The 21994-nt window shown below is 69.8% G+C and carries 17 protein-coding genes; 8 read left to right on the forward strand and 9 right to left on the reverse strand.

Annotated features, from left to right (window positions below):
• Nucleotides 1-30 precede the first annotated feature (30 nt).
• On the forward strand, nucleotides 31-798 hold the full coding sequence (locus ACZ4S3_RS16190; protein WP_467934223.1) for a 3-oxoacyl-ACP reductase family protein: 768 nt from the start codon (nucleotides 31-33) through the stop codon (nucleotides 796-798).
• Nucleotides 799-887: 89 nt separating this feature from the next.
• Here ACZ4S3_RS16190 and ACZ4S3_RS16195 read toward each other — a convergent pair whose 3' ends face one another.
• The 6 genes from ACZ4S3_RS16195 to ACZ4S3_RS16220 form a co-directional block, all read right to left on the reverse strand.
• On the reverse strand, nucleotides 888-1559 hold the full coding sequence (locus tag ACZ4S3_RS16195; protein ID WP_467933301.1) for a FadR/GntR family transcriptional regulator: 672 nt from the start codon (nucleotides 1557-1559) through the stop codon (nucleotides 888-890).
• Between the two features lie 98 nt (nucleotides 1560-1657).
• The gene (locus ACZ4S3_RS16200) at nucleotides 1658-2698 is read right to left on the reverse strand and encodes a hypothetical protein (RefSeq protein ID WP_467933306.1); all 1041 of its coding nucleotides are present in this window, start codon (nucleotides 2696-2698) and stop codon (nucleotides 1658-1660) included.
• 180 nt (nucleotides 2699-2878) lie between these two features.
• Nucleotides 2879-4483: a glycerol-3-phosphate dehydrogenase/oxidase gene (locus ACZ4S3_RS16205; protein WP_467933311.1), complete on the reverse strand. Its 1605-nt coding sequence runs from the start codon at nucleotides 4481-4483 to the stop codon at nucleotides 2879-2881.
• 2 nt (nucleotides 4484-4485) lie between these two features.
• On the reverse strand, nucleotides 4486-6048 hold the full coding sequence (gene glpK, locus ACZ4S3_RS16210) for a glycerol kinase GlpK (protein ID WP_467933315.1): 1563 nt from the start codon (nucleotides 6046-6048) through the stop codon (nucleotides 4486-4488).
• A gap of 49 nt (nucleotides 6049-6097) precedes the next feature.
• Nucleotides 6098-6886 carry an MIP/aquaporin family protein gene (locus tag ACZ4S3_RS16215; protein ID WP_467933320.1) on the reverse strand — a complete coding sequence of 263 codons (789 nt, stop codon included), beginning with the start codon at nucleotides 6884-6886 and terminating at the stop codon, nucleotides 6098-6100.
• A gap of 227 nt (nucleotides 6887-7113) precedes the next feature.
• Nucleotides 7114-7878 (reverse strand): IclR family transcriptional regulator, encoded by a 765-nt coding sequence (locus ACZ4S3_RS16220; RefSeq protein ID WP_467933325.1) that lies wholly within the window; start codon nucleotides 7876-7878, stop codon nucleotides 7114-7116.
• 238 nt (nucleotides 7879-8116) lie between these two features.
• Between ACZ4S3_RS16220 and metH the strand changes: the two genes are divergently transcribed.
• From metH to ACZ4S3_RS16240, 4 genes are all read left to right on the forward strand, one after another.
• Nucleotides 8117-11626, forward strand: a complete 3510-nt coding sequence (gene metH / locus ACZ4S3_RS16225) for a methionine synthase (RefSeq protein WP_467933327.1) — start codon at nucleotides 8117-8119, stop codon at nucleotides 11624-11626.
• 171 nt (nucleotides 11627-11797) lie between these two features.
• Nucleotides 11798-12499 (forward strand): HAD family hydrolase, encoded by a 702-nt coding sequence (locus ACZ4S3_RS16230; RefSeq protein ID WP_467933330.1) that lies wholly within the window; start codon nucleotides 11798-11800, stop codon nucleotides 12497-12499.
• A gap of 375 nt (nucleotides 12500-12874) precedes the next feature.
• Nucleotides 12875-14482, forward strand: coding sequence for an ABC transporter substrate-binding protein (locus ACZ4S3_RS16235; RefSeq protein WP_467933334.1), 1608 nt, complete (start codon nucleotides 12875-12877; stop codon nucleotides 14480-14482).
• 157 nt (nucleotides 14483-14639) lie between these two features.
• Nucleotides 14640-16238, forward strand: a complete 1599-nt coding sequence (locus tag ACZ4S3_RS16240) for an ABC transporter substrate-binding protein (RefSeq protein ID WP_467933336.1) — start codon at nucleotides 14640-14642, stop codon at nucleotides 16236-16238.
• 120 nt (nucleotides 16239-16358) lie between these two features.
• Here ACZ4S3_RS16240 and ACZ4S3_RS16245 read toward each other — a convergent pair whose 3' ends face one another.
• Complete coding sequence (locus ACZ4S3_RS16245) at nucleotides 16359-17030, reverse strand: response regulator (RefSeq protein ID WP_467933340.1); 672 nt, start codon at nucleotides 17028-17030, stop codon at nucleotides 16359-16361.
• Between the two features lie 13 nt (nucleotides 17031-17043).
• Nucleotides 17044-18015: a RecB family exonuclease gene (locus ACZ4S3_RS16250; protein WP_467933343.1), complete on the reverse strand. Its 972-nt coding sequence runs from the start codon at nucleotides 18013-18015 to the stop codon at nucleotides 17044-17046.
• A gap of 175 nt (nucleotides 18016-18190) precedes the next feature.
• Here ACZ4S3_RS16250 and ACZ4S3_RS16255 point away from each other — a divergent pair, with 175 nt between their 5' ends.
• From ACZ4S3_RS16255 to ACZ4S3_RS16265, 3 genes are all read left to right on the forward strand, one after another.
• Nucleotides 18191-19450 (forward strand): site-2 protease family protein, encoded by a 1260-nt coding sequence (locus ACZ4S3_RS16255; protein ID WP_467933347.1) that lies wholly within the window; start codon nucleotides 18191-18193, stop codon nucleotides 19448-19450.
• A gap of 230 nt (nucleotides 19451-19680) precedes the next feature.
• Nucleotides 19681-20616, forward strand: a complete 936-nt coding sequence (locus ACZ4S3_RS16260; RefSeq protein WP_467933351.1) for a tRNA (adenine-N1)-methyltransferase — start codon at nucleotides 19681-19683, stop codon at nucleotides 20614-20616.
• Nucleotides 20617-20808: 192 nt separating this feature from the next.
• Complete coding sequence (locus ACZ4S3_RS16265) at nucleotides 20809-21396, forward strand: hypothetical protein (protein ID WP_467933356.1); 588 nt, start codon at nucleotides 20809-20811, stop codon at nucleotides 21394-21396.
• A gap of 84 nt (nucleotides 21397-21480) precedes the next feature.
• Here the strand turns inward: ACZ4S3_RS16265 and ACZ4S3_RS16270 are convergent, their stop codons facing one another.
• A complete protein-coding gene (locus tag ACZ4S3_RS16270; RefSeq protein ID WP_467933360.1) occupies nucleotides 21481-21768 on the reverse strand; it encodes a ferredoxin in 288 nt (95 codons plus the stop codon).
• Nucleotides 21769-21994 lie beyond the last annotated feature (226 nt).

Genomic DNA, 21994 nt, shown 5'->3' on the forward strand with positions numbered 1-21994 from the left:
GACACGATCGAGAAGTACGAGGTGATGAGGATGGCGACAGCGGTGACGGCCTCCGGCATACGGCCGCTCGGCGGCAGGGTGGCGCTGGTGACCGGCGGGAGCCGGGGCATCGGGGAAGCGGTGGCGGTGCGACTCGCCGCCGAGGGCGCCGCGGTGGCGCTGACGTACCGGAGCCGGAAGGACCTGGCCCAAGAGGTGGTCGCGCGCATCGAGCGGGACGGCGGGCGGGCCTTTGCGATACGGGCGGACAGCGCCGACCCGGAGGAGGTGTGGGCCGCGGTCGCGGGGGTCGCCGACCAGTTAGGCAGGCTCGACATCCTCGTGAACAACGCCGGCATCAACGTGGTCGGACCGTTCGAGGGGCTCTCCGTGGCGGACGTCGACCGGGTGCTGGTGACCAATGTCCGCGGGCCCTTCCTGGTGACCCAGGCCGCGGCCCCGCATCTGGGCGAGGGCGGGCGGATCATCTCGATCGGCAGCTGTCTGGCCGAGCGGGTCGTCATCCCCGGCAGCACCCTCTACGCCACCAGCAAGGCCGCGCTCGTCGGTCTGACCAAGACGCTGGCCAGGGAGCTGGGACCGCGCGGCATCACGGCCAACCTCGTGCAGCCCGGCCCGATCGACACCGATATGAACCCGGCCGACGGCGAGAGCGCATCGACGCAGGCCGGACTGACCTCGCTCGGCTCCTACGGTCGGGCCTCGGACATCGCGGCGACCGTGGCCCACCTGGCGGGCGAGGGCGGGCGGTACATCACCGGCGCCACCATCACGGTCGACGGGGGCTTCGCGGCCTGAGGAACACGGCGGCGGGGGAGGGGCGGCAGGCGAGAAGGAGCGGCACAGCGGGGGTGGCACAGCGAGGAGCGGCACAGTGGGGGCGGCAGTCACAGTGACGCGCGCAGCCACTGCTCCACGCTGGCGATGTGCACCGTCGCCCAGGCCCGCGCCGCCTCCGCGTCCCGGTCGCGCAGCGCGCCGATGATCGCGCGGTGCTCGGTGAGGGTGCGGGCCACCGCGTCCTTCTGGGTCAGGCCGCGCCAGATCCGGGCCCGGGTGGTGGGACCGGACAGGCCCTCGAGCAGGGAGCAGAGCACGGAGTTGCCGGACGCGGAGACGATCCCGCGGTGGAACTCCAGGTCGCAGGCGACCAGGTCCTCGACGGACGGCTCGGGGCCCAGCGCGTTCAACTGCTCCTCCAGGGCGTCCAGTTCCTCCCCGGCTATCCGGCCGACCGCCATCGCCGTCGCGGCCGGCTCCAGGATCCGGCGTACGGCGAGGAACTCCAGCACCGTGTCATCGCGGTGGAAGTCCACCACGAAGCTCATGGCCTCCAGCAGGAGCTGGGGATCGAGGCTGGTGACGTAGGTGCCGTCGCCCTGGCGGACGTCCAGGATCCGGATGAGGGAGAGCGCGCGTACCGCCTCGCGCAGCGAGTTGCGGGAGAGGCCGAGCCCGGCCGCCAGCTCGCTCTCCTTCGGCAGCCGGTCGCCCGGCCGCAGCGCGCCGGAGACGATCATTCCCTTGATCTTCTCGATGGCCTCGTCGGTGACCGCCATGGCCGCCCTCCCCGCTCGGACCCGCCCGGATGCCGCCGCACCGCCCGCAGGGGCCGTAGGCCCAGGCCGGCGCGCAGACATCCGATGTCTGGGGGCCATTATGACCTGCCACGCCCTCCCCAGCCGCTCCCGTACGCGGACCAGTCCTCCTCCGTGGCCGCGAAATCCACATACAACGCCACCCCGAACCGCCGCCGGCCCAGATCTTCGCGGGTCAGCCCCAGCCGTATGCCCCGCACCGCGGCCCGTACGGTCTCCGCCGAGGCATGATGGCCGATGCCGTCGGTGTGGTAGAAGGGCAGCCCCATCAGGAGATCGGTGCCCGACCCGGTCGCCTCCAGCGCCAGCCGGGTCTGCTGCGCCAGATAGCCGCCGTAGAGGCTCTCCGTCGGCAGTCCGGTGTCGTACGACATCAGCGCTATCTGGTCGACACGGCGCGCCACTTGCCCGAAGAACCGCTGGGACAGCCATTTGCGATGGCCCGTCACCGCCCCCGTGGCCGTGTGCAGTCCGGGCAGCGGATCGATCTGATGGACCGCTACGGACAAGATCCCGCCCCGGCTGTGGACGGCGGGCCCGAGGCGATCGAGCAGGTGCAGATAGTCGGCGTTGTCGGAGTGCAGCGGCTCCACGTCCAGATGGACCCCGGCGAACCCGTCCGCCAGCACCTGACGGGCGCTCGCCACGATCGCCCTGCGGGCCGCGGCATCCGACAGCCGCAACCCGCCCCGCTCGCCCGCCTCGTACACCAGCCGGTCGCCCAGCCAGGCGTGCACCCTGACCGCCGGCAGCTCGCGGTGCACCGCGGCGATCAGCCGGCGCGCCCGCGGGTAGGCCTTACGGGCGGGCGGCAGGGTGCCGTCATGCTCCAACGGCCCGGCGTGGACGTAGAGATCACGGATTCCGGTGCCCTCGATACGCCGGCGCAGCGCGGCCACATCGGAGTCGTCCCGCCGCCCGTCCACCCAGGCGTGCCCGAGCCAGAAGGCGTCCCGTCCGCGCGTCGTGGCCTCCGGCGCGGCCGCCCCCGCGTACTGGGCGCGCAGCGCCGTCGCCGCCAGCGTCACCGGCAGCACGACCAGCACGGCCACCACCCAGGCCGCCCATTTCCCCGTACGCCGCAGCGTCCACCGAGCCATCGCAGTCCCCCCGTCGATCCGTCTCGGTGACCATCATCGCAGCCGTCACTGACAGTGACCATCCCGGCCGCGAGCTTGTGGACAACCGCATGCGGAGACGACGATGGGGCGGGCCACGGGCCCGCCCCATCGTCGTTCACCGCACGGCGATTTGATGCGCCGTCAGCGGATCGGTCCGGTTCAGCCCGCCAGCATGTCCTTGACCTTGGCCCGGACATCCTCCGTGTCGAGCCCGCGGATCATCAGCGTCGTACGGCGGCGCAGCACATCGTCGACCGTCTCGGCCCACTCGTGGTCGCGGGCGTAGGCGACCTGCGCCCAGATCTCCGGCGCGTCCGGGTGGATGCGCTCGGCCAGCGCCGGGTTCTCGTTGGCCAGCCGGGCGATGTCGAAGGACAGCGAACCGTAGTGGGTGGCGAGGTGGCGGGCGGTCTCCGGGGCCATCCGCGGGCCGGGCGTGCCGCCGTCGACCAGCAGCCGGTGGGCGACCGCGTTCGGGTTGGCGATACCCGGGAGCGGGAGCTTCTTCGGCAGGTGGGAGATCGGCTCCATGTCCTCGGCCAGCGGGTGGCCGGGCAGCGCGGCGAGCTTGTTCATGACCGTGCGGCCGATGTGACGGAAGGTCGTCCACTTGCCGCCGGCGACCGACAGCATGCCGCCGCTGCCTTCGGTGACGACCGTCTCGCGCTTGGCCTTGGAGGTGTTGCCGGGGCCGCCGGGCAGCACCCGCAGACCCGCGAAGGAGTAGGTGATCAGGTCACGGGAGAGCTGCTGGTCGCGGATGGAGAAGGCGGCCTCGTCCAGGATCTGGGCGGTGTCCTTCTCGTTGACCGCGACATCCGCCGGGTCGCCCTCGTACTCCTCGTCCGTGGTGCCCAGCAGCAGCATGTCCTCCCAGGGGAGGGCGAAGGTGATGCGGTACTTGTCGATCGGGGTGGCCAGCGCGGCCTTCCAGGGGGCGGTCCGCTTGAGGACCAGGTGGGCGCCCTTGGAAAGACGGATGGAGGGGGCCGCGTTCGGGTCCTCCATCTTGCGCAGGTGGTCGACCCACGGGCCGGTGGCGTTGAGGACCAGGCGGGCGCTGACGCCGAACTCCTGGCCGTCCATGCGGTCCTTGAGCTCGGCGCCGGTGACCCGGCCCTGGGTGAAGCGGAGCCCGGTGACCTCGGCGTGGTTGAGGACCGTGGCGCCGGCCGCGACCGCCGCGCGGACGGTCATCAGGGCCATCCGGGAGTCGTTCATCTGGTCGTCGCCGTAGACGGCCACGGCCTTGAGGTTGTCCGTGCGCAGCTCGGGAACGTCGCGCTGCGCCTTGGCCGCGGATATGACGTGGCCGACGCCGTCGCCGAACGCGGAGAGCGCGGAGTAGGCGAAGACGCCCGCACCGAGCTTGGCCGCGCCGTGCGGGCCGCCCTTGTAGACGGGCAGGTAGAAGGTCAGGGGGTTGGCGAGGTGCGGTGCCACCTGGCGGGACACCGCACGACGCTCGAAGTGGTTCTCCGCCACCAGCTTGACCGCGCCGGTCTGCAGGTAGCGCAGACCGCCGTGCAGCAGCTTGGAGGAGGCGGAGGAGGTGGCGCCGGCGAAGTCACCGGCGTCCACCAGGGCCACCCGCAGTCCGGCCTGGGCGGCGTGCCAGGCGGTGGAGATGCCCAGAATGCCGCCGCCGATCACCAGGAGGTCGTACGTCGCCTTGGAAAGCTGCTCCCGAGTCTCGGCGCGGCTCGCGTGCGAACCGTTGGCCGGGTGCGTCCCGAGTGCCGGGACGCTCTGCAGGGTGCTCATGTTTACTCCTCGTCCTCGATCCAGCCCATGGTCCGCTCGACGGCCTTGAGCCAGCTCTTGTACTCGCGGTCACGGGTGGCCGCATCCATCCGGGGGGTCCATTCGGCGGCCCGGCGCCAGTTGGCGCGCAGTTCGTCGGTGCTGGACCAGAAGCCGACGGCCAGTCCGGCCGCATAGGCAGCGCCGAGGCAGGTCGTCTCGGCGACCATCGGGCGCACCACGGGCGCGTCCAGGAAGTCCGAGATGGTCTGCATCAGCAGGTTGTTGGAGGTCATACCGCCGTCGACCTTGAGCGCGGTCAGCTCGACGCCGGAGTCCTTGGTCATGGCGTCGGTGATCTCGCGGGTCTGCCAGGCGGTGGCCTCGAGCACGGCGCGGGCGATGTGCGCCTTGGTGACATAGCGGGTCAGGCCCGCGATGACACCGCGCGCGTCGGAGCGCCAGTAGGGGGCGAACAGGCCGGAGAAGGCCGGCACGAAGTAGGCGCCGCCGTTGTCGTCGACCGTGCTGGCCAGCGTCTCGATCTCGGCCGCGCTGTTGATCAGGCCCATCTGGTCCCGCATCCACTGCACCAGCGAGCCGGTGACGGCGATGGAGCCTTCCAGGGCGTAGACCGGCTTCTGGTCGCCGATGCGGTAGCCGACGGTGGTCAGCAGGCCGTTGTAGGAGTTGACGGGCTCATGGCCGGTGTTCATCAGCATGAAGGTGCCGGTGCCGTACGTGGACTTGGCCTCGCCCTGCGCGAAGCAGGTCTGGCCGAAGAGCGCGGCTTGCTGGTCGCCGAGCGCGGAGGCGACGGGGACACCTGCGAGGACGCCCTCGGCGGTGGTGCCGTAGATCTCGGCGGAGGACTTGATCTCCGGCAGCAGGGCGGCCGGGATGTCCATCGACGTGAGGATCTTGTCGTCCCACGCGAGGTTGTGCAGGTTCATCAGGAGGGTGCGCGAGGCGTTGGTGACGTCGGTGACGTGGTGGCCGCCGTTGACGCCGCCGGTGAGGTTCCAGATGACCCAGGAGTCCATCGTGCCGAAGAGGATCTCGCCCCGCTCGGCGCGCTCGCGCAGGCCCTCGACGTTGTCGAGCAGCCAGCGGATCTTCGGGCCCGCGAAGTAGGAGGCCAGCGGCAGGCCGGTCTCGCGGCGGAAGCGGTCCTGGCCGACGTTGCGGCCGAGCTCCTTGCAGAGCGCGTCGGTGCGGGTGTCCTGCCAGACGATGGCGTTGTGGACCGGCTCACCGGTGCTCTTGTCCCAGAGCACGGTGGTCTCGCGCTGGTTGGTGATGCCGATGGCCTTGACGTCGGCGGCGGTGATCCCGGCCTTCTCGACGGCGCCGGCGACGACCTGCTGGACGTTGGTCCAGATCTCGGTCGCGTCGTGCTCGACCCAGCCCGGCTTCGGGAAGATCTGCTCGTGCTCCTTCTGGTCGACCGAAACGATCCGGCCGTCCTTGTCGAAGACGATGCAGCGGCTGGAGGTCGTGCCCTGGTCGATCGCCGCGATGAACGGGCCATGCCCGTGGGAGGAAGTGCCGTGGCCGTGCGAGGAGGTGGTGGGGGTGTCGCTCATGGTGTGCTCCAAGAAGTCTGTGCGGGCGGAGTCGGGGCGGCCGGGTGGCTCAGGCGAATGCCACCTGGTAGATGCCTCCGGCGATGGCTCCGCCGATGAGCGGGCCGACGACCGGGATCCATGCGTAGCCCCAGTCTGAACCGCCCTTGTTCGGCAGCGGGAGCAGCGCGTGCACGATGCGCGGGCCGAGGTCGCGGACCGGGTTGATGGCGTATCCGGTCGGGCCGCCGAGCGACAGACCGATGCCGACGACGACCAGTGCGACCAGCAGCGTGCCGATGGTGCCGACGCCCTTGCCGTTGTCGCTCAGTCCCAGGGTGAGGATCGACAGCACGAGCACGGTGGTGGCGATGATCTCGGTGGCCAGGTTCTGCACCGTGTGCCGGATCTCCGGGCCGGTGGAGAAGATGCCGAGCACCGGGCCGGCCTTGGGAGCGGCCTTCGGGTCGACCAGGCCCTCCTCGTGGGTGTGGTCGGCCAGCACGTCCTTGTCGGTCAGATGCGCCCGGAACTGTCCGTAGTACACGATCCAGACCAGCACCGCGCCGATCATGGCGCCGAGCATCTCGCCGGCGAAGTACACCGGCACCTGGTTCCACTCGATGCCGCCCTTGATGGCGAGACCGATGGTGACAGCGGGGTTGAGATGCGCGCCGGACTTCGCGGCGATATAGGCACCCGTGAGGACGGCGAAGCCCCACCCGAAGGCGATGGCGACCCATCCGGCGTTGAACGCCTTGGAGCGCTTGAACGTGACGGCGGCGCAGACGCCACCACCCATCAAAAGCAGAACAGCGGTACCGATGGTCTCGCTGATGAAGATGTCGGAGCTGGACACCCGCGACTCCTTTGTCCTTCGTCCAGGGGAAGGCGGACCCCGGGTCCCTCCGGTGGTCCGCGCCCTCCTAGAGGGCGATGGTCGGCCCGCGGCACTGCCCACCATAGCGAATATTGTCGTTAGGTGTTCGACAATGCCGACCGACGAACGGCAGTTTTGTTCACCGTAAGGACCCCGTCAAGGGTTCTGTGGCGAAAAACTTACGTGAACAAAAGGGCGGAATACGGTCAGAACCGACCTGCGCCAAGATCCCTTGACACGGCGCGTGCGCAATCCCTCACAGCGGCGATGATTTCCGGCCGCAGTTCACCCTCCTGGCAGACCCGTTCCACGGCCCCGGTGACGCCCACCGCGCCCACCGGCATCCGCCGCCGGTCATGGATCGGCGAGGCCACCGACGCGACGCCGTCCCAGGTCTCCTCCACGTCCGCCGCCCAGCCGCGCGCCCGGGTCAGATCCAGCAGCCCCTCGAACTCGTCCGTCCCGGTCACCGTGCGCGGTGTGAACGCCTTGCGCTCCACCTCGGCCGCCTCGCTGTGCGCCACCGGGTCGTACGCCGCGAGCACCTTGCCCAGCGCCGTGCTGTGCAGCGGGTGCATCGCCCCGACCTCCAGCACCTGCCGGCTGTCGTCCGGCCGGAAGACGTGGTGCACGATCAGGACGCCGTGCTGGTGCAGCACGCCCAGGTAGACGCTCTCCCCGCTGGAGCGGGCCAGGTCGTCGGTCCACACCAGGGCGCGGGCGCGCAGCTCGTGCACGTCCAGATAGCTGTTGCCCAGGCGCAGCAGCTCCGCGCCCAGCTGATAGCGGCCGGACGCCAGGTCCTGCTCGACGAAGCCCTCCTGCTGCAGCGTGCGCAGGATCCCGTGGGCGGTGCCCTTGGCCAGTCCCAGGGAGGAGGAGATATCGGAAAGTCCCAGCCGCCGCTCCCCTCCTGCGAGCAGCCGCAGCATCGCGGCTGCTCGCTCCAGCGACTGGATGGTGCGTGCCATCGGGCAACCTCCGGGGTATGCGGTTCGACAATGCCAAACGATATCGGCCCATGCCGACTCTTGGTTAGCGAACAGGGTCTGTCAATGATCATGGATAGTCCAGGGACCCCCCACCCGGCCCCGCTGTCCACGGCATGGAATGGGGAACCCCTGTACGGGACCGGCAGCTACGCTGGCCGGGTGCGCCCTCTTCCGGAGGACGCAAAGCCGACAGCCGTCGCAACCAGGGAGCATCTCCATGGCCTCGTACACGCCATCGTCCACCAGCACATCCCGAGTCGAATCACTGCGTGAGGCACTGGCCTCGCGGGTGGTGGTAGCCGACGGGGCGATGGGCACGATGCTGCAGGCGCAGGATCCGTCGCTGGAGGACTTCCAGCAGCTGGAGGGCTGCAACGAGATCCTCAACGTCACCCGCCCGGACATCGTCCGCTCGGTCCACGAGGAATACTTCGCGGTCGGCGTCGACTGCGTCGAGACCAACACCTTCGGCTCGAACTACGCGGCGCTCGCCGAGTACGACATCCCCGAGCGGGTCTTCGAGCTCTCCGAGTCCGGCGCGCGCATCGCCCGCGAGGTGGCGGACGAGTTCACCGCCTCCACCGGACAGCAGCGCTACGTCCTCGGCTCCATGGGCCCCGGTACCAAGCTGCCCACCCTGGGCCACGCCCCGTACGTGACCCTGCGCGATGCCTACCAGCAGAACGCCGAGGGCATGATCGCCGGCGGCGCCGACGCGCTGCTGGTGGAGACCACCCAGGACCTGCTGCAGACCAAGGCCGCGATCCTCGGCGCCCGCCGCGCCCTGGAGGCCACCGGCACCAACCTGCCGATCATCTGCTCCGTCACCGTCGAGACGACCGGCACCATGCTGCTGGGCTCCGAGATCGGCGCCGCGCTCACGGCCCTGGAGCCGCTGGGCATCGACATGATCGGCCTGAACTGCGCCACCGGTCCGGCCGAGATGAGCGAGCACCTGCGCTACCTCGCCCGGCACTCCCGCGTCCCGCTCGCCTGCATGCCGAACGCCGGTCTGCCGGTCCTGGGCAAGGACGGCGCCCACTACCCGCTGACGGCCGGCGAGCTCGCCGACGCCCAGGAGACCTTCGTCGCCGAATACGGCCTGTCGCTGGTCGGCGGCTGCTGCGGTACGACGCCCGAGCACCTGCGCCAGGTCGTCGAGCGGGTCCGCGGCGTCGCCCCCACCGCCCGTGAGCCACGGCCCGAGCCGGGTGCCGCCTCCCTCTACCAGACGGTGCCCTTCCGCCAGGACACCTCGTACCTGGCGATCGGCGAGCGCACCAATGCCAACGGATCGAAGAAGTTCCGTGAGGCGATGCTGGAGGGCCGCTGGGACGACTGCGTGGAGATGGCCCGCGACCAGATCCGCGAGGGCGCGCACATGCTCGACCTGTGTGTCGACTACGTGGGCCGCGACGGCGTCAAGGACATGGAGGAGCTGGCGGGCCGCTTCGCCACCGCCTCGACCCTGCCCATCGTCCTGGACTCCACCGAGCTTCCGGTGCTCCAGGCCGGCCTGGAGAAGCTGGGCGGCCGCGCGGTCATCAACTCCGTCAACTACGAGGACGGCGACGGCCCCGAGTCCCGCTTCGTGAAGGTCACCAAGCTCGCCCACGAGCACGGCGCGGCGCTGATCGCGCTGACCATCGACGAGGAGGGCCAGGCCCGCACGGTCGAGAACAAGGTCGCCATCGCCGAGCGCCTCATCGAGGACCTGACGGGCAACTGGGGCATCCACGAGTCGGACATCCTCATCGACTGTCTGACCTTCACCATCTGCACCGGCCAGGAGGAGTCGCGGGGCGATGGCATCGCCACCATCGAGGCCATCCGGGAGCTGAAGAAGCGCCATCCGGACGTGCAGACCACCCTCGGCCTCTCCAACATCTCCTTCGGCCTCAACCCGGCCGCCCGCGTCGTGTTGAACTCCGTCTTCCTGGACGAGTGCGTGAAGGCGGGCCTGGACTCCGCGATCGTGCACGCGAGCAAGATCCTGCCGATCGCGCGGCTGGAGGAGGAGCAGGTCAAGGCCGCCCTCGACCTGGTCTACGACCGCCGCGCCGAGGGCTATGACCCCCTCCAGAAGCTCATGGAGCTCTTCGAGGGCGTCAACATGAAGTCGATGAAGGCCGGCAAGGCCGAGGAGCTCCTCGCCCTGCCGCTGGAGGAGCGCCTGCAGCGCCGCATCATCGACGGGGAGAAGAACGGCCTGGAGGGCGACCTGGACGCGGCGCTGGCCGAGCGTCCGGCGCTGGAGATCGTCAACGAGATCCTCCTGGAGGGCATGAAGGTCGTCGGCGAGCTCTTCGGCTCCGGCCAGATGCAGCTGCCGTTCGTCCTCCAGTCCGCCGAGGTCATGAAGACCGCGGTGGCCTACCTCGAGCCGCACATGGAGAAGTCGGACGCGGAGGGCAAGGGCACCATCGTGCTCGCCACCGTCCGCGGCGACGTCCACGACATCGGCAAGAACCTCGTCGACATCATCCTGTCCAACAACGGCTACAACGTCGTCAACCTTGGTATCAAGCAGCCGGTCTCGGCGATCCTGGAAGCCGCCGAGGAACACCGCGCGGATGTCATCGGCATGTCAGGGCTGCTGGTCAAGTCCACGGTGATCATGAAGGAGAACCTGGAGGAGCTCAACCAGCGCAAGATGGCCGCCGACTTCCCCGTCATCCTGGGCGGCGCGGCCCTCACCCGCGCCTATGTCGAGCAGGACCTGCACGAGATCTACGAGGGCGAGGTCCGCTACGCCCGCGACGCCTTCGAGGGCCTGCGCCTGATGGACGCCCTCATCGCCGTCAAGCGCGGCGTGCCCGGCGCCGTCCTGCCCGAGCTCAAGCAGCGCCGCGTCCCCAAGAAGGACACGGCCGTCCTCGAAGTGGCGGAGCCGGAGGGCTCGGTGCGCTCGGACGTCGCCATCGACAACCCCGTCCCCGCCCCGCCGTTCTGGGGGACCCGCGTCGTCAAGGGCATCCAGCTCGCCGACTACGCGTCCTGGCTGGACGAGGGCGCGCTCTTCAAGGGGCAGTGGGGCCTCAAGCAGGCCCGCACCGGCGACGGACCGACGTACGAGGAGCTGGTCGAGACCGAGGGCCGCCCGCGGCTGCGCGGCTGGCTGGACAAGCTGCAGACCGAGAACCTGCTGGAGGCGGCCGTCGTGCACGGCTACTTCCCGTGCGTGTCCAAGGGCGAGGACTTGATCCTGCTGCACGAGGACGGCACCGAGCGCACCCGCTTCACCTTCCCGCGCCAGCGCCGCGGCCGCCGGCTGTGCCTGGCCGACTACTTCCGCCCGGAGGAGTCCGGCGAGCGCGATGTCGTCGGGCTGCAGGTCGTCACCGTCGGCTCCAGGATCGGCACGGAGACGGCCAAGCTCTTCGAGGCCAACGCCTACCGCGACTACCTCGAACTGCACGGCCTGTCCGTCCAGTTGGCCGAAGCCCTGGCCGAGTACTGGCACGCCCGGGTGCGCGCGGAACTCGGCTTCGCGGGCGAGGACCCGGCCGACGTCGAGGACATGTTCGCGCTCAAGTACCGCGGCGCCCGCTTCTCGCTGGGCTACGGCGCGTGCCCCGACCTGGAGGACCGCGCCAAGATCGCCGACCTGCTGCAGCCCGAGCGGATCGGCGTACAGCTCTCCGAGGAGTTCCAGCTGCACCCGGAGCAGTCCACGGACGCCATCGTCATCCACCACCCGGAGGCGAAGTACTTCAACGCGCGGTAGGGGGCGGGAGGGCCTCCCGGACGGTTTTCGTCCGCTTTCCTCCGTCCCATCGCGCACATCGGGCCGCGCAGTCGTACACTGGTCGGTCCGGTAGTGGCCGGTCGCAACCCCCGCCGGGGGCGGCGACCGGCCCTTTCGTCCCTTGAGGGGCGTCTCAACGGAGGTGGATGGATGACCAGCAGCATCCCCGCAGTCGGCACCCGCACGGCCGAGCCGGCCACCCTCCAGGCCGTCTTCCTCGATCTCGACGGCACCCTCGTCGACACCGAGGGGTTCTGGTGGGAGGCCGAGGCCGAGGTCTTCGCGGAACTGGGACACATCCTGGACGACGGCCACCGTGAGGTCGTCGTCGGCGGCCCCATGACCCGCAGCGCCGGCTATCTCATTCAGGCCACCGGCGCCGAGATCGGCCTCGCCGAACTCAGCGGGTTGCTCAACGCCCGCTTCGCCGCCCGGATCGGCCACGGGGTGCCGCTGATGCCGGGTGCGCGGCGGCTGCTGGCCGAGCTGAGAGCCCGTCAGGTGCCGACCGCCCTGGTCTCCGCCTCGCACCGCGCCATCATCGACCGGATGCTGCACTGGCTGGGCCGCGAGAACTTCGACCTGACCCTCGCCGGCGACGAGCTGGAGCGCACCAAGCCGCACCCGGACCCGTATCTGACGGCCGCCGCCCGGCTGGGCGTGGACCCGGAGTGCTGTGCCGTCATCGAGGACACCCTGACCGGCGTGACGGCGGGCGAGGCCGCGGGCTGCCGGGTCGTCGCGGTGCCCTCGGTGACGCCCATCCCGTCCGTCGAAGGCCGTACGGTCGTCGGCTCGCTGGAAGAAGTCGATCTGGCATTTCTCCGGGCACTCATCACGGAAAGCCGCTGAATCGTGTACTGAGCGTGTCGCCCCGGAAAACACCGAGAACTCAGGGCAGCGAGCCGCTCATTTTCCGTAACGAATATGTTGTCTGAATTCCCACGGCGCCCCGGGCAGCGAAATACGTGAGGTTTCTCACGTGCCGGGCCGTCGACAGTGGAGTCGACAGGTGTTCCAGGTGGTGCGCGTGGGGGATTCTACGGGGGTAAGTGTCCGGATTGGTGGGGCAACGTGCGAATCGTTCCACCGTCCGGATATCGGTCACCCCGTCGTCGTTATCCCGTGGCTATATTGATTCAACTCCGTTGTGTCCCGGACCGGCTGACCGTTCCTACTAATGTCGACGCGAGCAACACCTCTGCGCTGATAAGGAACCTGCCGACGATGAACCGCAAGACCTTGGTGCTGCCGGTCCTGGCCGGTCTGCTCGCCCCCGCACTCACCGCCTGCGGTGCCACGGACGGCGCGGGCGAAGGCGGCGACCCGATCGTCGTCGGGGTCACTGCCCAGATCGAGGCCACCAAGGCAGCGCCCGCCCCTCTCGACCCGGCACAGGCCTATGACGTCGACGCCTGGAACATGCTGCGCGGCACGCTCCAGACGCTGATGCGGCTGCCCCGCAGCGGTACCGCGCCGGTGCCCGAGGCGGCCGAGTCGTGCGGGTTCCGCGACACGCAGAACGAGCAGTACCGGTGCACCCTGCGCAAGGGGCTGACGTTCTCCAACGGGCATGCCCTGACGGCGCAGGACGTCAAGTTCTCCATCGACCGGATGCGGAAGATCGACGACACCAACGGCCCGGTGTCGCTGCTCTCCGGCATCGACCGGGTCGAGACGCCCGGCGACTCCGAGATCGTCTTCGACCTCAAGAAGCCGGACGCCACCTTCCCGCAGAAGCTCGCCACGCCGGCCGCCGCCATCGTCGACCCCGAGGTGTACCCGAAGGACCGCCTGTACGAGGGCTTCGACCTGATCGGTTCCGGCCCGTACACCCTCAAGACCGAACACTCCGCGGACCACATCACCAAGGCCGTCTTCACGAAGAACGCCTCCTACAAGGGCGGCATCACGACCAAGAACGACAAGGTCGAGATGCACTTCTTCCGTGACTCCACGGCCATGGAGAAGGCGCTGCGCAAGGGCGACGTCGATGTGGTGAACCGCGGTCTGACGCCGGACCAGATCAAGGGCCTGCAAAACGCCCGCGACCAGCACGTCACGCTGCTGACGACGCCCGGCCAGGAGATCCGTTACCTCACCTTCAACACCAAGGACCCCGAGGTCTCCGACAAGGCCGTGCGGCAGGCGGTGGCGCAGATCGTCAACCGCTCGCAGCTGGTGCGCGACGTCTACCCCTCCACCGGCGACCCGCTCTACTCGCTGGTCCCCACCGGCCTGACCGGCCACATCAACTCGTTCTTCAGCAAGTACGGGAACCCCAGCGTCGCCGCCGCCCGCAAGACCTTGCAGCAGGCGCACATCACCACCCCGGTGAAGTTCACCCTCACGTACACCAAGAACCACTACGGCTCCAGCACCGTCAACGAGTTCCGCGCGCTGCAGAGGCAGCTCAACGCCAGCAAGCTGTTCAGCGTCGACATCAAGGGCATCGACAGCTGGCAGCAGTTCCGCACCGACTCCTTGGCCGGCAAGTACACCGCCTACGGAATGGGCTGGTTCGCCGACTTCCCGGACGCGGACAACTACATCGCGCCGTTCATCGGCAAGGGAAACTTCCTCAACTCCCCCTACCACAACTCCAAGATCGAGTCGCAGCTGATCCCCGGCACCCGCCAGCAGACCGACCGCAACGCCGCCGCGGCCGGCTTCAAGCAGGCGCAGGACATCTTCGCCGACGACGCCCCGATCCTCCCGCTGTGGCAGGGCAAGCAGTACGTCGCCGCCCGCGACGACGTCACCGGAGCGGAGTGGGCCCTCAACTCCTCCTCGGCGCTGCAGATCTGGGAGCTGGGCCGCGGCGTCGCCGACTGACCACGGCAGCGTCCGTACGGACCCCGGCACGCGCCGCGGCAGACCCGCCGCGGCACCACCACGCACCGCCGCACGACCATGCAGCACCGCACCACCATGCAGCACCGCACCACCGCGATAGCGCACCACAGCGACACCGAACGTGAGGAACCACGTAGTGAGGCAGCGTGACCAGTGGCTGGCCGCCCCGATCGGAGCGGGGCTGGCGACAGCCCTCCTCGCACTCGCGGGATGCAGCGCCGATGACTCGGGGGCATCCGGCCACGGCGAGCCCGTCGTCATGGGAATGACGGACAAGGTCGTAGCCACCGACCCGGCCGCAGGCTACGACCCCGGTTCCTGGCTGCTGTTCAACAACGTCTTCCAGTCGTTGCTGAGCTTCCCCAAGGGCGGCACCCAGCCCGAACCGGAGGCGGCCAAGAGCTGCACCTTCACCGACACCCACAGCCAGATCTACCACTGCACCCTCAAGGACGGCCTCACCTTCAGCAACGGTGACTCGCTGACCTCGAAGGACGTCAAGTACTCCTTCGACCGCACCCGGCGCATCAAGGACAAGAACGGCCCCGCCGTGATGTTCTCCGCCCTCGACCGGGTCGACACGCCGGACGCCAAGACCGTCGTCTTCCACCTCAAGACGCCCGATGCCACCTTCCCCATGAAGATCGCCTCGGGCGCCGGCTCCATCGTCGACCACACCGCCTACCCGGCCGACCGGCTGCGCACCGACGGCAAGGCCGTCGGCTCCGGCGTCTACACCCTCGACGAATACGGTTCCGAGCAGGCCGTCTTCGGTATCAACGCCAACTACAAGGGCCCGGCCAAGGCCAAGAACTCCGGAATGACCGTGAAGTTCTACGGCTCCCCCGACAAGCTCAAGAAGGCCGTCCGCAGCGGTGCCGTCGATGTGGCCTACCGCGGACTGGCCATGCAGGACATCGCCGCCCTCACCAACGCCTCGCTCCGCGAACAGCACGGCACCCAGGTGATCGAGGGCAGCAGCGCCGAGGTCATGCACCTGGTCTTCAACTTCAAGGACCCGGTCGCCGGCAAGCTGGGCGTCCGCAAGGCGATCGCCTACCTCCTGGACCGCTCCACCCTGGTGCGCGACGTCTACCAGCACACCGCCGAACCGCTGTACTCCATCGTTCCCGCGGGCATCACGGGCCACAACACCGCCTTCTTCAACACCTACGGCGACCGGCCGCACCCCGACAAGGCGGCCGCCGCCCTGCGCGGCGCGGGCCTGACCGGCAAGGTGCCGCTCACCCTGTGGGCCACCCCCGACCGGTTCGGCCCCGGCACCGTCCCCGCCTTCAAGGAAATCGCCCAACAGCTCAACGCCAGCGGCCTGTTCAACGCCAAGGTGCGCAGCGTGCCCACCGACGAGTACGAAAAGGGCGTGGCGTCCGGCCGCTTCGGCGTCTACGTCAAGGGCTGGATCCCCGACTATCCGGACCCGGACAACTTCACCCAGCCGTTCTTCGGCAAGGACAGCGTGCTGTCCAACCACTACAACTCGCCGCAGATCACCGGCCGGCTGCTGCCCAAGACCGCCGATCAGCCCGACCGCGGCGTCACCAAGGAAACCTTCCGCGAGGTACAGGACATCGTCGCCCGCGACCTGCCGGTCATCCCGATCTGGCAGGGCAAGCAGTACGCCGTCGCCCGCGACGGGATCTCCGGCCTGGAATGGACGCTGGACTCCTCGACCGTCTTCCGGTTCTGGGAGATCAGCAAGGCCGCCGACGCCTGATCCGGCCCACGTGGGCCTGTGCAGGCATGACAGGCCCACGTAAGCCCGAGCGGATATGACACAGGGGCCGGTCCCGGGTAACTCCCCGGGCCGGCCCCACTCACGTCCTCACATCGGCAACTACTGCGCGCCGGGGCGCACCAGCCCGCTCTCGTACGCGTACACCGCCGCCTGCACCCGGTCCCGCAGCCCCAGCTTCGTCAGCACATGGCCCACATGCGTCTTCACCGTCGTCTCGCTGACGAACAGATCCGCGGCGATCTCGGCGTTCGACAGCCCGCGCGCCACCAGCTTCAGCACTTCCACCTCGCGCTCGGTGAGGGTGTGCAGGGTGTCGGGCAGCGGCTCCTCGCCCGAGGGCAGATGCCCGGCGTACTTGTCCAGCAGCCGGCGCGTGATGCTGGGGGCCAGCATCGCCTCGCCCGCCGCCACCACCCGGATCGCCTGCACCAGCTCATCGGCCGGCGCGTCCTTGAGCAGGAAGCCGCTGGCCCCGGCCCGCAGCGCCTCGACGACATATTCGTCCAGGTCGAAGGTGGTCAGCACCAGCACCTTGGCCGGGCCGTCCTTCGCCGGGCCGGTGATCTGCCGGGTCGCCTCGACGCCGTCCATCCGGGGCATCCGGATGTCCATCAGCACCACATCGGGCTGCAGCGCCCGCACCTGGTCCAGCGCCTGCAGACCGTCACCGGCCTCACCGACGACCGCCAGATCCTGCTCGGCCTCCAGGATCATCCGGAATCCCGTGCGCAGCAGGGGCTGGTCGTCGACCAGCAGGACGCGGATAGCCACGAGCTCTCCTTTGTTAGACCGGCTCCATTCTGCCCTGCTCCCCGGCGCCGTCCGCCGCGGGGCGGATGATCAGTGGATAGACCGGGGGAGTACCCCCGAATTCCGGGCAGTGCGCCTGGTGGTCGCACCAGCCGCACAGCTTGGTCGGCCGCGGCCGCCAGTCACCGGTCCCGGTCGCCAGCTGGATCGCCTCCCACAGCGCCAGCAACTTGCGCTCCACGCCGCGCAGATCGGCCTCGCTCGGGTCGTACGTCACCACATCGCCGCTGCCCAGATACACCAGTTGCAGCCGCCGCGGCACCGCACCGCTCAGCCGCCACATCACCAGCGCATAGAACTTCATCTGGAACAGCGCACCCTCGGCGAACTGCGGCCGCGGCGCCTTGCCGGTCTTGTAGTCGACGATCCGCACCTCGCCCGTCGGCGCGATGTCGACCCGGTCGATGAATCCCCGCAGCCGCAGCCCGGACTCCAGCACCGTCTCCACATACAGCTCGCGCTCCGCCGGCTCCAGCCGCGTCGGATCCTCCAGCGAGAACCACCGCTCCACCAGCGCCTCGGCCTCCGTCAGCCACTTCGCCAGCTGCTCGCCGTCCGCGTCGTCCGCGAAGAGCTCCGCCAGCTCCGGCCGCTTGGCCAGCAGCTTCTCCCACTGGCCCGGCACCATCGCCCGCGCGCCGGACGCCGTACGCTCGGCGGCCGGCGCGTCGAAGAGCCGCTCCAGCACCGCATGCACCACCGTGCCGCGGGTCGCCGCCGCGCTCGGCTTCTCCGGCAGCTTGTCGATCACCCGGAAGCGGTACAGCAGCGGACACTGCATGAAATCGCTCGCCCGCGACGGCGACAGCGCGACCGGCGCCTGCGCCCCGCCCGCCGCCCGCTCGCCGTCCGGCGCCGCCCGCTGGGCCCCCGGCCCGCCCGCGGTCTGCTGCGCGCCCTGCCCGCCCTGCGTGGCCGCCTCGGCCCCTTCGGTGCTCGTTCCCATGCCACAAGACCCTACGGCCCGCCACTGACAAGCGCGTACGGGTCAGCCGAGGCAGGGCCCCACGGCGGATCAGGTCGGGACGCTCCGCATACCATCGACGCCAGACCCCTTTGCCCTGCATGATCGGGAGATCACGCCACGCAGGCGCGAAGGCCGCATTCGACGAGGGGACGCCGTGGACGACAGCGGGAAGCCGCAGGACCCCCAGGAGTCCGTGCGGCACGCGCCGCCCGAGCCGCCCGAGCCGCCCAAGGACAGCAAAGAGCCCAAGGCGCCGGGCCGGAAGACGGGCGGCGGCATCCTCATGGGCCGGCCCTTCGGCGTGCCGGTCTATGTCGCCCCCAGCTGGTTCGTGGTCGCCGCCCTGATCACCTGGGTCTTCGGCGGCCAGCTCGAGCGCGTGCTGCCCGAGCTCGGCACGGCCCGCTACCTCGTCTCCCTCTTCTTCGCCGTCGCCTTCTACGCCTCGGTGCTCGTCCACGAGCTCGCCCATACCGTCGCCGCGCTCCGCTTCAAGCTCCCCGTACGCCGTATCCAGCTGCAGTTCTTCGGCGGCGTCTCCGAGATCGAGAAGGAAACCGAGACCCCCGGCCGGGAATTCGTGCTGGCCTTCGTCGGCCCGCTGCTCTCCCTCGTTCTGGCCGGCGTCTTCTACGTCGGCATGCAACTGGTCGAACCCGGCACCGTCCCCGGCGTCCTGCTCGCCGGCCTGATGATCTCCAACCTCATCGTCGCGGTCTTCAACCTGCTGCCCGGCCTCCCCCTCGACGGGGGCCGGATGCTGCGCGCCGTCGTCTGGAAGATCACCGGCAGGCCCATGACCGGCACCATCGCCGCCGCCTGGGTCGGCCGCGCGCTCGCCGTCACCGTCCTCATCGGCCTCCCGCTGCTCACCCACACCGGCGCCCTGGGCACCGCCCCCGCCTCGATCGGCGGCGCCGACTCGCTCACCGACGCCCTGCTCGCCGCGATCCTCGCCGCCATCATCTGGACCGGCGCCGGCAACAGCCTGCGCATGGCCCGGCTGCGCGAACGCCTCCCCGACCTCACCGCCCGCACCCTCACCCGCCGCGCCGTCCCGGTGGAGAGCGACACCCCGCTCTCCGAGGCGCTGCGCCGTGCCAACGACGCCGGTGCCCGCGCCCTGGTCGTCGTCGACCGCCAGGGCAGCCCCACCGCCCTCGTGCGCGAGGCCGCCATCGTCGGCGTCCCCGACCACCGCCGCCCCTGGGTCCCCGTGGGCACCCTCGCCCAGGACCTCAAGGACGGCATGCGGGTCTCCGCCGAACTCGCCGGCGAGGACCTCCTGGAGTATCTGCGCGCCACCCCGGCCACGGAGTACCTCGTCGTCGAGGAGACCGGCGAGATCTACGGCGTCCTGTCAACGGCCGACGTGGAGCGCGCCTTCGTCTCGGCGATGGCCCGGCACTCCTGACCGCGGCCCGGCACTCCTGACGCCACTCCTGACCGCACTCCCGACCCACGGGCTTCGCGCCCGGCATCCCCGGGTAACCCCGAGCCGGCCTGGGTAACCCCCAGCCGGGGGGGCCACCACGTTCGATTCGCCCTGTAGGGCCGCGGCCCCGGTGCGCCCGGCAGCCGCCCTGATGCCCGCCCGGCCGCCCACTGGTCCGGCTCGCCCCGATCGGCCGGTAGGCTGGTCACATGTCCGAACCGACCGGTGCCGCCCGCCGTCGCGGGCCCTTCAAGGTCGGGGACCAGGTCCAGCTCACCGACCCCAAGGGACGCCACTACACCTTCACGCTCGAAGAGGGAAAAAGCTTCCACACCCACAAGGGAGCCTTCCCCCACGACGAGCTGATCGGTGCTCCCGAGGGCAGTGTTGTCCGTACCACCGGGAACGTCGCCTACCTTGCGCTGCGCCCGCTGCTCCCCGACTACGTCCTGTCCATGCCCCGCGGCGCCGCCGTGGTCTACCCCAAGGACGCGGGGCAGATCCTGGCGATGGCCGACATCTTCCCCGGCGCCCGCGTCGTCGAGGCCGGTGTGGGATCCGGCTCGCTCAGCAGCTTCCTGCTGCGCGCCATCGGCGACGACGGCATGCTGCACTCCTACGAGCGCCGCGCCGACTTCGCCGAGATCGCCACCCAGAACGTCGAGCGCTACTTCGGCGGCTCGCACCCCGCGTGGACGCTCACCGTCGGTGACCTTCAGGACAACCTCTCCGACACCGACGTCGACCGCGTCATCCTCGACATGCTCGCCCCCTGGGAGTGCCTGGAGGCCGTCTCCAAGGCCCTGGTCCCCGGCGGCATCCTCTGCGCCTACGTCGCCACGACCACGCAGATGGCCCGCACCGTCGAGGCGATCCGCGAGCACGGCACCTTCAACGAGCCGTCGGCCTGGGAAACCATGGTCCGCACCTGGCACGTCGAGGGCCTCGCCGTCCGTCCCGACCACCGCATGATCGGCCACACCGGCTTCCTGCTCACCGCCCGCCGCCTCGCCGACGGCGTCGAGCCCCCGCTGCGCCGCCGCAGGCCCGCCAAGGGCGCGTACGGCGAGGATTACACCGGTCCGGGCAAGAACAGCCAGGCCACGGCATCCGGCGGCACCGACGCCGCCGCGGAGCGCGACTGACCGTCGCGATCCGGCCAACGAATCACCAGGCGCCGCCGACGAGTTCCCGCCACGGGAACCGTCGGCGGCGTTCATGCGTAGTCCTCGTGATCGGAGCGTAAAACTCCGGTCCCGCTGGTTCCGTGCCGCCGCCTCCTGTGGAACGATGCTGGGCACTCCCACCGCCACAGCTCTTCACAGGAGTTACCCCGCGTGCAGCCCTTGGCAGGCCAGGACCTTTTGCACACCCAGCCCCACCCCATGCACTGGCTTGCCACAGCCACCGCAGTCTCGGCGGTCGTCGCGGCCGCATCCTTCATCCAGCCGCCCGACGCCACGGCCACCACCGTGCACCGGACCGTATCCGGCCGGCAGGCCATCAGCGCCGCCCCGGATCCGGCCAAGGTCACCTTTCCGGTCAACTGTGGACCCAACCGCCTCGACGTGGTGAAGAAGTCCTCCGGCGACCTTGACGGCGACGGCACGCTCGAAACCGTCGCGGTGGTCCGCTGCCACTCCGAGACCGGCACGCCGCCCAGCGGCGTGTTCGTCCTTGCCCGGCCGACCGACCCCAAGGCCCCGCCCCGCGTCGTGGCGACCCTTCTCGCGCCCTCCCAGCAGCTCAGCGTCCAGGACTTCGCCCTGCGGGGCGGGGCGGTCTCCGCGACGCTCTCGGGCTACTCCACGTTCGATGTCCCGCGCTGCTGTCCCGACGTCCACAAGAGCGCCAAGTGGCAGTGGCGGGACGGGAAGTTCATCCAGAGTGAACTCCCCGCCGACGCGAGCACCCAGGGTGCGTGATCCGTCACTCGATGTGCGCGTAAGTGGGGCATCCCCTACGCTCCGCCTACGCCGTGTCTGTGTTGTGTCTACTCGGCGTTGCGGCTAGTCCGCGTCCGGCCCGTAGACCTCGACCAGGTCCGCGACCCGGCGCACATGAATGCAGTCCCCGGGGCACTCCTTCGCGGAGTCGCGCACGTCGTTGAGCAGCGGCAGCGGGACGGGCGTTGTGGCCCCTTTGTCCTGCAGCAGCTCGTCATCCGCGCTCTTGACATAGGCCAGGCCGTCGATATCGAGCTCGAAGACCTCCGGCGCGTACTGCACGCAGATCCCGTCGCCCGTGCACAGGTCCTGGTCGATCCAGACTTCTAGGGCTTCATCCTGGGCGGTCATCTCGCCTGCCGTTCCTGCGTACGTGAACCGTTTTTGTCTAAGTGGCGCCAGCCCTGACGGGTGTTGACCGACTCGACGATACAACCGCTCGCTTTCCGATGTTGTTGGGTGGGTATTCCCTTGGCGTGAGGACGTGCGCAAGGGTGAAGATCGGACACACCCCGACAGTCTTTTCGATCTAGGGGTTTCAACCTGCACCGGCCCAGGTAGGGTCAGGAAGCGTCCA

The sequence above is a fragment of the Streptomyces sp. NPDC028368 genome (assembly GCF_055565615.1).

Excerpts from the sequence above, each read along its gene's own strand:
- ACZ4S3_RS16190 (WP_467934223.1), top strand. The coding sequence starts at position 31 with ATGGCGACAGCGGTGACGGCCTCCGGCATACGGCCGCTCGGCGGCAGG.
- ACZ4S3_RS16200 (WP_467933306.1), bottom strand. The coding sequence starts at position 2,698 with ATGGCTCGGTGGACGCTGCGGCGTACGGGGAAATGGGCGGCCTGGGTG.
- ACZ4S3_RS16270 (WP_467933360.1), bottom strand. The coding sequence starts at position 21,768 with ATGACCGCCCAGGATGAAGCCCTAGAAGTCTGGATCGACCAGGACCTG.
- ACZ4S3_RS16230 (WP_467933330.1), top strand. The coding sequence starts at position 11,798 with ATGACCAGCAGCATCCCCGCAGTCGGCACCCGCACGGCCGAGCCGGCC.
- ACZ4S3_RS16260 (WP_467933351.1), top strand. The coding sequence starts at position 19,681 with ATGTCCGAACCGACCGGTGCCGCCCGCCGTCGCGGGCCCTTCAAGGTC.
- ACZ4S3_RS16195 (WP_467933301.1), bottom strand. The coding sequence starts at position 1,559 with ATGGCGGTCACCGACGAGGCCATCGAGAAGATCAAGGGAATGATCGTC.
- metH (WP_467933327.1), top strand. The coding sequence starts at position 8,117 with ATGGCCTCGTACACGCCATCGTCCACCAGCACATCCCGAGTCGAATCA.
- ACZ4S3_RS16205 (WP_467933311.1), bottom strand. The coding sequence starts at position 4,483 with ATGAGCACCCTGCAGAGCGTCCCGGCACTCGGGACGCACCCGGCCAAC.
- ACZ4S3_RS16250 (WP_467933343.1), bottom strand. The coding sequence starts at position 18,015 with ATGGGAACGAGCACCGAAGGGGCCGAGGCGGCCACGCAGGGCGGGCAG.
- glpK (WP_467933315.1), bottom strand. The coding sequence starts at position 6,048 with ATGAGCGACACCCCCACCACCTCCTCGCACGGCCACGGCACTTCCTCC.
- ACZ4S3_RS16235 (WP_467933334.1), top strand. The coding sequence starts at position 12,875 with ATGAACCGCAAGACCTTGGTGCTGCCGGTCCTGGCCGGTCTGCTCGCC.
- ACZ4S3_RS16220 (WP_467933325.1), bottom strand. The coding sequence starts at position 7,878 with ATGGCACGCACCATCCAGTCGCTGGAGCGAGCAGCCGCGATGCTGCGG.